The organism is Zhongshania aquatica (assembly GCF_027257955.1).
GTDB lineage: Bacteria > Pseudomonadota > Gammaproteobacteria > Pseudomonadales > Spongiibacteraceae > Spongiibacter > Spongiibacter aquatica.
Window position 1 is genome coordinate 1 of sequence record NZ_JANZNQ010000047.1, and the last position, 13511, is coordinate 13511.

The 13511-nt window shown below is 49.8% G+C and carries 13 protein-coding genes and 1 pseudogene; 9 read left to right on the plus strand and 5 right to left on the minus strand.

What is annotated here, in order from left to right; translation table 11 throughout:
• Positions 1-391 (minus strand): annotated as a pseudogene (locus tag O9X78_RS19835) (cation transporter); the annotation flags it as partial.
• Between the two features lie 79 nt (positions 392-470).
• Here O9X78_RS19835 and cadR point away from each other — a divergent pair.
• The 9 genes from cadR to O9X78_RS19880 all read left to right on the plus strand — a co-directional run bounded on the left by cadR (position 471) and on the right by O9X78_RS19880 (position 9832).
• Positions 471-869, plus strand: a complete 399-nt coding sequence (gene cadR / locus O9X78_RS19840; protein WP_269621449.1) for a Cd(II)/Pb(II)-responsive transcriptional regulator — start codon at positions 471-473, stop codon at positions 867-869.
• Between the two features lie 365 nt (positions 870-1234).
• Positions 1235-1615 (plus strand): BlaI/MecI/CopY family transcriptional regulator, encoded by a 381-nt coding sequence (locus O9X78_RS19845; RefSeq protein WP_269621450.1) that lies wholly within the window; start codon positions 1235-1237, stop codon positions 1613-1615.
• Positions 1615-2571, plus strand: a complete 957-nt coding sequence (locus O9X78_RS19850) for a M56 family metallopeptidase (RefSeq protein ID WP_269621451.1) — start codon at positions 1615-1617, stop codon at positions 2569-2571. The genes O9X78_RS19845 and O9X78_RS19850 overlap by 1 nt, the downstream gene beginning before the upstream one ends.
• Before the next feature lie 9 nt (positions 2572-2580).
• The gene (locus O9X78_RS19855) at positions 2581-3888 is read left to right on the plus strand and encodes a TolC family protein (RefSeq protein ID WP_269621452.1); all 1308 of its coding nucleotides are present in this window, start codon (positions 2581-2583) and stop codon (positions 3886-3888) included.
• Positions 3885-5117 (plus strand): efflux RND transporter periplasmic adaptor subunit, encoded by a 1233-nt coding sequence (locus O9X78_RS19860; RefSeq protein ID WP_269621453.1) that lies wholly within the window; start codon positions 3885-3887, stop codon positions 5115-5117. Before O9X78_RS19855 ends, O9X78_RS19860 begins: the two co-directional genes overlap by 4 nt.
• Positions 5118-5127: 10 nt before the next feature.
• Positions 5128-8235 (plus strand): efflux RND transporter permease subunit, encoded by a 3108-nt coding sequence (locus tag O9X78_RS19865; RefSeq protein ID WP_269621454.1) that lies wholly within the window; start codon positions 5128-5130, stop codon positions 8233-8235.
• Between the two features lies 1 nt (position 8236).
• Positions 8237-9112 carry a HupE/UreJ family protein gene (locus tag O9X78_RS19870; protein WP_269621455.1) on the plus strand — a complete coding sequence of 292 codons (876 nt, stop codon included), beginning with the start codon at positions 8237-8239 and terminating at the stop codon, positions 9110-9112.
• A 14-nt stretch (positions 9113-9126) separates the two neighbouring features.
• The gene (locus tag O9X78_RS19875; RefSeq protein WP_269621456.1) at positions 9127-9474 is read left to right on the plus strand and encodes a DUF6488 family protein; all 348 of its coding nucleotides are present in this window, start codon (positions 9127-9129) and stop codon (positions 9472-9474) included.
• Positions 9475-9484: 10 nt separating this feature from the next.
• Positions 9485-9832: a hypothetical protein gene (locus O9X78_RS19880; protein WP_269621457.1), complete on the plus strand. Its 348-nt coding sequence runs from the start codon at positions 9485-9487 to the stop codon at positions 9830-9832.
• A 26-nt stretch (positions 9833-9858) separates the two neighbouring features.
• Here the strand turns inward: O9X78_RS19880 and O9X78_RS19885 are convergent, their stop codons facing one another.
• From O9X78_RS19885 to O9X78_RS19900, 4 genes are all read right to left on the minus strand, one after another.
• Positions 9859-10440 (minus strand): c-type cytochrome, encoded by a 582-nt coding sequence (locus O9X78_RS19885; RefSeq protein ID WP_269621458.1) that lies wholly within the window; start codon positions 10438-10440, stop codon positions 9859-9861.
• A gap of 61 nt (positions 10441-10501) precedes the next feature.
• Positions 10502-10822, minus strand: a complete 321-nt coding sequence (locus O9X78_RS19890; protein ID WP_269621459.1) for a hypothetical protein — start codon at positions 10820-10822, stop codon at positions 10502-10504.
• A 51-nt stretch (positions 10823-10873) separates the two neighbouring features.
• Complete coding sequence (locus O9X78_RS19895; RefSeq protein WP_008250299.1) at positions 10874-11719, minus strand: copper resistance protein B; 846 nt, start codon at positions 11717-11719, stop codon at positions 10874-10876.
• A 113-nt stretch (positions 11720-11832) separates the two neighbouring features.
• A partial coding sequence (locus O9X78_RS19900; RefSeq protein WP_269621460.1) for a Tn3 family transposase occupies positions 11833-13511 on the minus strand: 1679 nt, incomplete at its 5' end.

The window sequence follows — 13511 nt, forward strand, 5'->3', positions numbered from 1 at the left end:
TGGTTGCGTTAATCGCAAGTAACCATTTTAGGATGGTACCTTCTTTTAAACTAGCCTCTTTTGCTGACGCCATCACTTGCGACAGTTCATCGTGGTCTAAATTGTGAGTATCTTTAATTTTCGCGCCGAGGCTAAGCAAATCCAAACGAGACTGTATGGCGACAAGGTTGCCACTGTGAAATACCTTCAGCATGCGGTTGGGCGTGTCAAATTCTAGAACCACATCCGGTTCCATGCCCTCTAGAGCCATCTGAATTATGCGTTCCTCAGAAGGACAGTCCATCTTGGAAACCACAAACTGGCTAACGTAGATTTTATCGGGCTGCAGGGTGCTTATAGCACCTTTATCATCGGTATTCTCTGCAGGTTGGCCGTTGCCAGTCAGTGTCATTGCGCCGCTCCTTTTACTTTAAATCATGCTTAGCCTAAACTCTATGGTAACTATAGAGTCAAGCATTAAGGTGAGATTGGTGAAAATTGGAGAGCTAGCTAAGTTAACTGGGTGTTCTGTGCAGTCCATACGGCACTATGAAAAAGAAAAACTGTTGGCCACGCTGCGGCGCAGTGACGGTAACTTTCGCTTGTATGATTCGGCGACGGTAGACCAGCTAAAGTTCATCAAGCATTGTCGAAGCCTTGATCTTTCGCTTGCCGAAATTCGGCAACTTATAGCGCTAAATCAGCAGCCAGGAATGGGATGCGAGGATGTGAACAGAATGGTTGATAGCCATATAGAGCAAGTTGCACTTCGAATAAATGAGTTACAAGACCTTCAAGACAAATTGATGGCGCTGCGAAATAGCTGTGCCAGTCAAAGCACTGTCAAAGAGTGCGGGATTCTTCAAACTTTGTCGGTGACTCAAAAATAACTTAAGAGTAAATTTACTCACTATTAAAAGCTTGCCTATGCCGCGTGATAAGTAAGCATGGACTCCCCCAGAGTTTACTAGACAGTTAATAAACAAAAACACAGCGACTTACCGCTAATGCGACTCTAGGGCCAGACACCTCAGTATCTAATGGCGTACTTCTTGAACTGGTAAAAAACGGACGAATTACCACTCCATAGATTTCCTTGATCCTTCGCTAGATATCGGTCGTTTACCGAAGCGAAGGTTTTTACTATGCGGCACCGCATACCAAAACATCAAAGCTTTCAAACATAAAACCGATTGACGATCGGTTTTATCGCAGGCACTATAGCAGTCTTCTATAACTCTAGGCCGAATGTGACATGCAATTGGGGAATTTGGAAAAGTCGGTTCTTCAGTATTTTTGGGATACTGATGAAGCAGACGCCAAGCGGGTACATCGCGAGCTAGCGGATGATACAGTAAGGACGTTGAACACGATCCAAAGTACTCTCGACCGCCTATACAAGAAGAAACTCTTGCTCCGCAATAAGTCAGGCCACGCCTTTATTTATCGCGCGGCTATGGCCAAAGATGCTTTTCTGGCTCGGTTGGTGCGGGAGGTCGCTGCCGATTACACTGATAATGAGGACACGCTAATGGCTGCGTTTAGTTCACTATCAGCAGAAATGACCGAAACCCAATTGCAGGCATTAGAATCGCTTATTGATCAGCGCCGCGCCAGCGATAAATCAGGGAAATAATGATGTTCGTCGGCGGCTATGCATTTATCCTAAATAGCGTGTTTATTGTCGCATCGGTGTTTTTCTATTGCGCACTAATTCTTGCTATAGTTTTTCGAACTACTGAGCAGTGGCGGGTCAAATTATCCGCAGGCGCTCGCCAATGGGTGTTGTGGTCATTTGTTTTGATTCCTTGGCTTGTTGCTCTAAGCGTTACAATCGTTGTACTAATGCCTGATTCCGCCGCTGCTATGCCCTCGTGGTTCTTGGCGCTTACCCATTGGCACCATATTAATGTTTTCAACTTTTATAGCTGGCATAGCGTGCTGGTACTTCTAATTGCCGCGACGTCTTTCCTAGCGATAGTTCGCCATACTCACCAATTGCTTAAGCATCGCTCTGCCCTTGGCGCGCTACTTAGCCTTGATGGTTTTACTAAAAATAGTAGTTTGGGCTCTACGGTGATTTATGCGTTCACCGCTGGTCTTTTCCGGCCTAAAGTTTTTATCAGTCCTGCCTTGCAGGCACAATTATCTACGGCTGAAAATGACATTGTTTCTCGCCATGAACTCGCCCATCAGCAGCGGTTTGACCCTTTACGGAAGTGGTCTTTTTCCTTTCTTGCCGCGTTTTACCTGCCAGCCATTAGTCACCGGTTACGCCGCGAATTTTCTTTATGCCTGGAGCTGGCTGCAGACGATTATGCGGCTGAAGGCGGATCGGGTGGTACTACAGTAGCAAGTACCGTGATAAAACTATGTCGTTTGTCGCGAAATCAACAGCAATTTCCCAGTCCCTTGTCTTGTCATTTCTATGCGTCTGAAATTGAGGCGCGTGTTCATTATCAGCTGAGGTCTGAGCCAGGCCGCGCTTTCCCCTTATCCTTGTTTGTTGTATTTCTGTGCGTACTTTTGGCGTCCTGCCTTTTGAGCGTAGACAGTTATCATCATGCGTTTGAAGCAATTTTTAGTCATTGAGGCGTATTTATGCATGCTTTTAGTCCGTTTCGAATGCCAAAAAAACCGATTATAGATCGGTTTTTTTGGCATAAAACGCTTATTCTAATTCCGTTATTGCTGGCTATGTCGACGGCCTCTGTGGCCGAGAAATACTTAACATTAAACGAGGCCATTCAGCGAAGCTTTGCTAAACACCCAGAGCTCCAAGCCTTTAGCTACCGTCGCGCTGCTGCCGATGGAATGGCGCAGCAGGCACGGGTCGGCAGTCGCCCTCAGCTTGGTTTAAGTGTTGAAGATGGATTTGGCTCAGGTGACTACAGTGGCGCCGACAGCCTTCAGTCGACGCTCAGTATTAGTTGGGTTTTAGAGGGTGACTTACTGCAGCAGCGCGGACATAGCGCTGACGTGCAAAAGCAGGTGATTAGCGATGATCAAGCAATAAAGAAACTGGATGTGGCCGCCGAGACTGCCCGTCAATTTCTCACCGTAGTCGTTTATCAGCAGCGTAAGGAACTCGCTGAAGCCGCAAGAGCGCAAGCGGATTCAGTGGTTAAAGAACTGTCGAAACGCATGGATGCAGGCAAATCGCTGCTTGCTGACAAACTTCGTGCCGAGGCTGAGCTAGCGCGGGCAGATATCGCGCTAGAAGATCTCGATCATGAAATTCGCGGCGCTAAGCGGATGTTGGCGACGCAATGGCGCGCCCGCCAAGCTGATTTTGATACCGCGTCAGGCTCCCTGGCCATTGCCACCGACAAATTGAATTACGAGGCGCTGGCCCAGCGCTTAAGCAGTCATCCCCGCGTACAAAAACTACTCAGCCAAGAGCGCCTAGCGCAATCCGAAATAGCCTTAGCGAAAACGGAAGCACAGTCAAGGTGGCAGTTTTCAACCGGCGTACGGCGTTTTGAAAATACCGACGACTACGCCTTAGTGGCTGGCTTTACCGTGCCCTTAGGGGGCGAGCAGCGTAATAGCGGACGTATAGCCGCTTTAGCTGCGGAGCGTGATGCTTATCGTGCTGATGTTGACGCAGTGCAATTAGTGCTGGAAGCGCGCTTATACGTTTTGCTTCAAGAGTTTCAGCACGCGCAGCATGTGGTTGGTGCACTGCGTGAGCAAATTATTCCAACGCTTGAACAAGCCCAGAAAGAAGCCCGAAACGCCTACCAGCTTGGCCGGTACAGCTACCAAGATTGGCGCGGGGTACAGCAAGAATTGCTCGCGACACGCAGCCATTTACTGGATAGCCAGTTTAAAGCACAGCTCACACGCGTCGAAATTGAACGTCTAACCGGTTTGCCACTGTTGGGCAACGATGAGGTAAATCCATGAGTAATTCAGTAAAACGATCGTTAATCATCAGCATGCTTGTCTCGCTATTAATGAGTTTAAGTAGCGCTGCACTCGCCGTTGGCGCCGAAGTGCAGGAAATTGAACCTGAAAAAGGCCCGCACCGTGGGCGTATGTTACGCGAGGATGACTTCGCGATTGAATTGGCAATCTTCGAGACCGGCGTACCGCCAGAGTTTCGCGTCTGGGCGAGTCAAGGTGGCGAGGCGTTGCCTCCAGAGAAGGTCAAGGTAAGCGTTACTTTGGGGCGCCTCGGTGACGGCGACGACCAAATCAATTTCAGGCCGCAAGAAGATTTTTTGCGCGGTGATATGGAAATAGTCGAGCCACATTCTTTTCTAGTTACGCTCAATGCGGCCTACGGCGATAAGCGCTATGAGTGGCAGTACGATAATTTTGAAGGACGAACTCGGATTAATGCCGACGTGGCTGACGCCATGGGTATCATCACTGGTACTGCACGTTCACAAGTGCTCGTAGAGAGGCTGCCGCTCTACGGTCGACTGGTAGCCGATACCAATGCTTTAACGCAGTTAAGCGCCCGTTTCGACGGTGTGATTAAAGCCATTCACGTTAGCTTAGGCCAGCAGGTGAAAGCGGGCACTCCGTTGATGAGTATCGAGAGTAACGAAAGCCTGAAATCCTATGTGTTGCGCGCCGATATTGCCGGTGAAATTGCGGCCCTGCCGGTCAATATCGGCGAAGCGACTGCTGGCCGTACGCTGGTGAGTATTGTTGATCGCTCCCGCCACGTGGTTTTACTCAAAGCTTACCCTGACGACCGTCGTCGAATTGCGCTAAACAACAGCGTGCTATTGCTCAACGATGCGATGGAAGAAATTGGAGAAGGTGACGTGCAGTGGATTTCACCGCTGCTTAATGCTGATCAATCTGCGGATATACGCGTCAGTGTTGACGCCAGCAATCTTGCGTTGCCAATGGGGAGCTTTGTTCGCGGCAATGTGGAAGTTGCTCGCTATGGAGTGCCGCTCGCGGTAAAGCGCCAAGCACTGCAAGGCTTTCGGGATTTCACCGTGGTCTACGCCAAAGTAGGCGACCAATACGAAGTTCGGATGCTGGAGCTCGGTCGCGAGGCGGGCGACTGGATTGAAGTCCTAGGTGGACTAAAGCTGGGAACCGAATACGTTACCGAAAACAGCTACATCATCAAGGCCGATATCGAAAAATCTGGCGCTTCACACGACCACTAAAGGACGTCCCATGCTTGATGCAATTATACAATTTTCCCTAGCGCGGCGCGGTGTGGTGATGGCCGCCGTTCTTGCGCTTTGTGGTTTGGGTTTATGGAATTTCAACCGACTGCCGATTGATGCCGTTCCCGATATCACCAATGTTCAGGTCATAATTAACACCGAGGCGCCGGGTTACACGCCGCTGGAAGTAGAGCAACGCGTTACCTACGCCATTGAAACATCGATGGCAGGCCTGCCCGAGCTGCAGTACACCCGATCTGTTTCTCGATACGGACTTTCCCAAGTCACGGTAATCTTTGGCGACGACACTGATATTTATTTTGCACGTCAGCTAGTGAACGAGCGACTTGGCAACGTGCGCGCCAAATTGCCGATGGGTCTGGAGCCGGAGCTTGGGCCGATTGCGACGGGGCTGGGTGAAATCTTCATGTTCACCGTGGACGCTGAACCCGGTGCGACCGACGCCGATGGCAAGCTAATTACGCCAACAGATTTGCGCTCAGCACATGATTGGATTATTCGCCCCCAGCTATTGCGCGTGCCTGGTGTGGTTGAGGTTAACCCCATTGGCGGCTACAAACGTGAAGTGTTAATTGGGCTGCAACCTGAAAAAATGCTCGCCTATGGTATCTCGCAGCAAGAGCTGATCGATGCGGTTGCCGACAATAATCAAAACCGCGGGGCTGGCTTTGTTGAGCAAAAAGGCTCGCAGTGGCTGTTACGTATTCCGGGGCAAGCCGAAACGCTTGCTGATATTAGTAGGATTGTAATCAAAACGCTTGATGGCCAGCCACTGCGTGTTGGTGATGTTGCGACGGTGGGCGAAGGCAAGGAACTGCGTACGGGTGCGGCCACCCAAAACGGTCGCGAGGTCGTCATGAGCACGGTATTTATGCTCGTTGGCGAAAACAGCCGTACCGTTGCCAAAGCGGTCGGTGAACGGCTTGAGGAAATTAAGTCGAGTTTGCCAGCAGGCATTACCGCGACGGCGGTATACGATCGCACTGGTCTAGTGGATAAAACTCTGAAGACCGTAACGACCAATCTGCTAGAAGGTGCATTGTTGGTTATCGTTATTTTATTCTTACTGTTAGGCAATGTGCGCGCAGCCATATTGACGGCTGCGGTTATCCCTGTCGCGATGTTAATGACCATTACCGGCATGGTACGTAGCGGTGTTAGTGCTAACTTGATGAGCTTGGGTGCATTGGATTTCGGTTTACTCGTAGACGGCGCCATTATCATTGTGGAGAACTGTTTACGCCGTTTAGGCCTTGCCAGCGACAAGCAGACCTTGTCGTTGAATGAGCGCTTAGATGTAGTGTATAGCGCCACCAAAGAGGTGATACGACCCGCACTGTTTGGGGTGTTTATCATTACGGCGGTATATTTGCCGATCTTCTCCTTAACTGGTGTAGAAGGCAAAATGTTCCACCCCATGGCCATGACGGTAGTCATAGCCCTGAGTGCCGCAATGCTACTGTCCATCACCTTTGTCCCAGCGGCAATTGCCATGCTGTTTAAGGGGCCGGTAGTCGAAAAAGAGAATCGCGCATTTGATGCAACAAAGGATCTTTACGGTCGACTGTTGCGCAAAGCCATCGCTATGCGTGGCGCTGTGGTTGTAGCTGCGCTGGTATTACTGGTTGTATGTGCTGGCTTGGCAAGTCGTTTGGGCAGCGAGTTTGTGCCAAATCTTGATGAGGGCGATATCGCTATGCACGCGCTCAGGATTCCGGGCACCTCGCTAAGTCAGGCGGTGGCATTACAGGAAACCTTGGAAGCCACTATCCAGACCATGCCTGAAGTAGAGCGCGTATTTGCCAAGATCGGCACCGCCGATGTCGCAACTGATGCGGTTCCCCCGAGTGTGGCAGACAACTTCATCATTCTAAAACCGCGCGATCAGTGGCCAGATCCGAGCAAGACTAAGAACCAAGTTGTGGAAGAACTCGCAGCTTTGGTCGAACCCGTGCCGGGCAATCGCTATGAATTTCTTCAGCCGATCCAGATGCGCTTTAACGAGCTCTTGTCGGGCGTGCGCGCCGAGCTAGCGATTAAAATCTTCGGTGATGATTTATCACAGCTCGAAACACTTGGTGGAGAAATTCAAAATGTCATCGGCGCAGTGGATGACATTGTCGATGTCCAGATGGAGCAGACCACGGGTTTATCCATGTTGACGCTTAAGCCTAAACAGTCTTCCCTAGGCCAATATGGTGTTGAGCTGAATACCCTGCAAGAACAAGTTGCCACGGCAATGGGCGGCCAGGGCGCGGGGTTTTTCTACGAGGGTGATCGCCGCGCCGAGATTGTTGTGCGGCTGCCGGAAGACCGACGCAATGATATTGAACAGTTGGGCTCACTTCCCATTCAAATATCTGGTGGTGGCTATGTGCCGCTGAAAGAGTTGGTGGATATTGGGCTGACGACGGGGCTGAACCAGGTCAACCGCGAGAATGGTAAACGCCGAGTGGTGGTGACGGCGAACGTTCGTGGCCGCGATCTTGGTAGCTTCGTTAGCGACGTAAAGGCAACGATCGAATCGCAAGTAACACTGCCAGCAGGCTATTGGGTGGAATACGGTGGTACCTATCAGACTTTGCAATCCGCATCGCAGCGACTGGCCGTCGTTGTACCTGTGACACTACTCATGATTATCGGTCTCTTATTGTTAGCACTTAGCTCATTGAAAGACGCGATGATTATATTCAGCGGTGTGCCACTCGCACTTACCGGTGGAATCTTGGCGCTGGTGTTTCGAGATATACCGTTTTCCATCTCTGCAGCCGTGGGTTTTATCGCTTTATCCGGTATCGCAATATTGAACGGCTTGGTGATGGTGTCGTTTATTCGGGAACTACGTCGCGACGGATTAGGTCTAGAGCCTGCGATTATCGAAGGCGCGTTGACTCGGTTGCGGCCGGTCATTACCACTGCGCTGGTTGCGTCCTTGGGCTTTGTACCAATGGCTTTAAACACGGGGATAGGTTCCGAGGTGCAGCGCCCCCTAGCGACCGTGGTGATTGGCGGCATTCTGTCGTCCACACTGCTAACCTTATTTGTGCTGCCGTCTTTATACCGTATGCTGCACCGCGCCGATAAAGGAGCATAATGTGAAGAAAGCAATGCTTACAGGTCGTTTTTACGCCCTCATTGCTGCAGTAGCGATGTTGATGTTCAGTAGTTTAAATGTGCTCGCCCACGGCATGTCTGAGGCAGATAAGCAGCGCGCAATTGAGGCTGGTCTGCCAGATTACATATTGTTAGGTGCGGGTCATATGCTTACCGGCTATGACCATCTGCTCTTCTTATTTGGGGTCATCTTCTTTCTCAGCCGCTTTGCCGATATTGTAAAGTTCATCACGGCGTTTACCTTGGGTCACTCGATAACGCTCGTGTTTGCCACGCTTTACTTAGTACAGGCAAATTACTTTTTGATTGATGCTGTTATTGCACTCACCGTTTGTTACAAGGGCTTCGAGAATCTCGACGGCTTCAAGCGTTATCTGGGCGTAGCGTCGCCTAATCTAATGTGGATGGTGTTTGGCTTTGGCTTGATTCACGGTTTTGGTCTGTCGACTCGGCTGCAGGAATTGCCCATGGGGGACGGCAGCATCGTTATGAAAATACTGGTTTTCAACGTCGGTGTCGAATTGGGTCAAATCGCAGCGCTTACCGCAATGTTAGTGTTGCTGGCAGGGTGGCGCAAAACAGCCTCATTCAAACGCTTTAATGTAATGGCCAATACATTGTTAGTCATCGTAGGTGGCTTGCTGTTCCTGCATCAATTGCATGGCTACCAGCACACAGTGCTTGCCGATAATTTCCCGATCAATACCGATGACCACTCGCATATCCATGAAGATATGGCAGCGGAAGAGAAAGCAAATATTCTCGATCGCTATCCTCGGCGCATAATCACTCCTCAGCCTTCACCGCAGGAAGGAGCACCCCATGAACACGGCGATGGCGCTTATCACAGCCACTAAAGAAAGGTGAAAATATGAAACTCCGAATAGCTTTATGTTTGCTAGTAAGTTTGTTTATAAGCTCTAATCTATTGGCGCACGGAGATGGCCATGCGCCAATTACCGAACAAAAGGCTTTGGTGATAGCAACCGAAATCACCCAAGGCTTTGCCGGCATCGATCCTCAGCTTGGCTTTGGCAAGGTTCCTGAGAGTTGGTCGAAAGTAGACGCTGAATCAGCAACAATTTACCAGAGTGGGCCCGGCTACTTTATCGTAAAGGTTGTTAACCCTAGCGATGAGCGGGCACTTTATATCCTGATGTCCGCCGAAGGCGAAGTATTTGATGCGAACATCAGCGGTAAGTTCGAAGGTGTGAACTAAAGGTGAGCGTATGACAGCCTATATATTCGCCGCTAAGCTGATTCTTGCAGCAGCGGTTATTGGTTATGCGTCGTGGCTATCGGATAAGAAACCGGTGTTGGCGGGCTTTATTGTCGCGCTACCACTGGTTTCTATTTTGGCTTTGTTATTTTCGTACATCGAACACAAAGACCCGCAGGCCAGCATCACCTTTGCCAAGAGTATTCTTTTTGGCGTGCCGATTTCATATTTATTCTTCCTGCCGTTTTTACTGGCTGATTGGCTTCATCTTGGCTTTTGGCAAAGTTATATATCGGGTTTGCTGTTGCTGGTTGTGGGTTACTTTGTACACCGCGCGATAATGATAGTAATTTCTTGAATCGACAATGATGGTGCAGGTATGAGTCAATGCACTCGCTCTTTAGTACTGTCACTACGTGCGGTGAGAACTTGGTACTGTCTAGTACTTAGTTCAGGTAATCGTTGTAAAAATGACACCATATTCCATATTCGCTCATCGTCATGCCCAGGTGCCCACGATGGCATGCCCGATGCTTTAATACCGTGTTTAATAATCCAGAATTGGCGTTGCAAAGCATAGGTGTTGTCATCATGGCCGCCATCATGACCATGCTCATCACCTTTCTGTGCGAGATTGGGTGGGGCAGGGTAGAGGCCCAGAGTAAAGTCGCTTTGGTTTTTGCCAGGTTTCAAGTGACAGCTGGCGCACATTGCATTGTAGTCAGCAGCGCCTTTTAGCAGTCGCTCTGATGAGGCTAGATCATTAGGAACCTCAATTGCACTTGCCGCTCGTGCGATCGAGCGCTCTCGCATCGTTTCGAGCCCCCAGTATGTTAGGCCATTGTGCGGCACATCAGCTCCCATCGGGTAGAGACCAGAGTAAAGAAATGCTAGACAGCCCAACATCGCGACAACGGCGGTAATCATCAAACATTTACCACAGCGTAGAAATTTGTTTGCGGCCATAATATTTCCAAATCGTCTAAAGAGTTAATGAAGTCTTGCTGGGTGACTCGAAATAGTTATATCAGTGATTATGGCCTGTCTGTTCCGTGCTACTTTCATTTCCGTGTTGCGCCGGTTTATCGCCTTGAGGCGCTTCACTGCCACTCATACCTTCCATACCTTCCATACCTTCCATACCTTCCATGTCGCCCATGCACTGTTTCATCATGGCTTGCATAACAGGGTCGTTCATATCCATTTTGCTGTGATCCATATTTTCCATGGCCGCGCAATCTGGCTTTTCTGCGTTGTTCATGTGTTCTTTGGGATCATGAGCCTGGGCTGATAAAGTAAAAGCCAGCGTAGAGATTGCAATTGACAATGTTATAAATTTTGAGCGCATTGGAATAATCCTTAATCTTTGAGTTGGGAATATGAGTAATCGATAATTTAATTAAAACCAGAACCGCAGGCCTGCTACTAATTGCGTATCGTTTATGTCCTGTCCTGCAGCTTGTCGATAATCAGCGGTACCGCCATATGCGTCCGACCACTCCACGCCGACATAGGGCGCGAACTGGCGATTTATTTCATAGCGCAATCGCAAGCCAATAGATGCAGTTGACAAACCACTGCCGAGGCCATTGCTAGGATCATCTTTACCGTAAAGATTAAGCTCCGCACGAGGCTGCAATATTAGCTTTTGTGTTAGCAGTAATTCGTATTCTGCCTGAAGGTTCAGTGCTGTACGTCCATCGTCACCGAGGTAAGCGGTAGCGTCTAGTTCAAACCAGTACGGTGCTAAACCCTGGATGCCCGCAGCGAGCCACTGGCGATCGCTACCTTCTTTGTACTGATCCAGCCGCACACCCAGCTGAGTATCAAAGAAGACACTGATAGCGTGACTCCAGAGTAGATCTGTCTGACTTTCCTCCAATTGACCACCGTTAGTATCACCTTCAGCTTTTATAACGAGACTATCGTAAGTAGTGCCATACCGAGCTAAAAGGTCGAAGGTCGTACTGCCACTATCCTCGCTGTATTCAAGGCGGTCGCCTAATACAGACAGCAAAGCGTGTTCGTCAGCCAATTTTAGTTGCCTTGGGCCTTGTTGGGCATATGGGCCTTCGGTAAGCGTATAGCCATCTGAATAAGCATGTGGATCACGAGCATCATCGGGTGCACTGCCACCTTGCATTTGCATCTTTCCACCATCCATTTGGGCCCATGAGGCCGATGTCGTAAAAAAAGTTGTGACTGCCATTAGGCTGATGATGTTTTTCATTTTCGTTTTACTCATGACACCACCACTTCGCGGAACATCCCCGCATCCATATGGGGTCCTAGGGATTTTGCCTCCAAATACTGCAAAAACCTCCGAAGCCCCCGTGTTTGCTAGCCTGTAGAGAGGCATCAATTTTTACTTATCGGCCGATAGCCCTCAATCGGCGCCATTAAATCATCCAGTTTAGGCAGCTCTCCCGTCGGCGCGAACGTATACGTACCCCGGAAGTTGATATTCTCCCACGCGACAGGTGATGCGCCCTTTACGGTTTCCATGTGTTTTTCGCTGCCCTGCTCCTCGAAGCTGTCCAGCAGGTTGCTGAGTACTTTCGAGTTGAAGTAGATAATGGCATTTGCTACCAGCCGGGCGCTTTCGTTCCAGATTTGTATCTCCTCGTCGCTATTTCCCCGGAACCTGTCGCTGTTCACGTTGCTGATTGCCCGGCGCAACTGGTGATAAGCTTCTCCCCGATTCAAGGCTCGTTGCACGTGGTTTCTAAGACTGGCGTCATCGATGTAATCCAGCAGATATTGGGCCTTCAATAGTCGGTTATATTCAGTCAGCGCTTTCAGTAGAGGGTGATTTTGCTTGTAGCCTGAGAGTTTCCGGACCAATGTGGCTTGGGTGGTTTTCCGGTGAGCCAGTGAGACGGCAATTCGCTGGATGGTGTCCCAGCACTCCATAATACTCTGCGTGTTAATGGGTTTACGCAATGTGAGTCTCACCCGCTGACTCTCGTCCTCGGAGATATCGAACATCTCGTTGATAACCCTGCCTACCTGGGCATATCGGGGGGCGAACCGGTAGCCAAACAGATCGAGTAAAGCAAAATTCACATGGTTTACCCCATGGGTGTCAGTAGAGAGCGTATCCGGGATGATCTCAGTACTGTTGTTCATCAGAAGGTCAAAGATGTAATGGGATTCGTGTTCGTTAGCGCCGATCACCCGGGCATTGATTGCCATATGATTGGCATTCAGGCTGATCGCCGAGACCCCTTTGCTGGTACCGAAGTATTTTGAGGAATACCGGGTACGGAATGTCTCGCGCTTAGCTTCGAACTTTTGGCCATCAGCGCTGGCATGCAGGTTGTCATCCTGGATATTGTAGTGATTAAAAATACTCAGTCGCGTAGTGGCGTTGTTGATGCGGTCATTTGCGGCATTCAATGTTTCCAGCCGAAGGTAGTTCGCTTGGATGGTACTCAGCTGATCATAGGTGCGGTCGGAGATCTGGGCGATACCGTAGATGCCCTGGTTTGTGGCATTGGCGATCAGGATCGCCAACAGGTCCACTTCATACTGGCGGCTTTTGGAGGTCATGCCCAGCACATGCTCGAAGTCGTCAATAAATCCGGTATCTTGATCCACCACGCGCAAGACATCGGCGACTCCGATCGCCCTCATTTGCTGGAAGAACGGATTGTTCACCAGATATTTTTTGCCGGCAGTCGGTAAGCGCCAAAGGTGTTTGCCACCCTTCGGGCGCAGAATGACATCCCGATTGTCCAGGCTTTCCAGATAGTCGCTAACTTCGTATAGCCGAGTAGTCAACAAATCCGCCATGCGCGGGATCAGTTGCTTTGGATCCTCAGTAATTTTGGGTTGCTTCGTACCATCGACCAAGGCCTGCTTCTGGCTTTTCCAAGTCTGTGGTTTTACCAAGTCGTCGTCTAGCGCTCGATACCGTATGACTTCTGGCAGCACTAACTGGCCGTTTAGGCGGCTGGGAATCTGCAAATACAAGAACCATTCATATCTAGCCTTGTCTATGCCGCCGTCAGGTTTCAACAAGAGTGGTCGCGTGG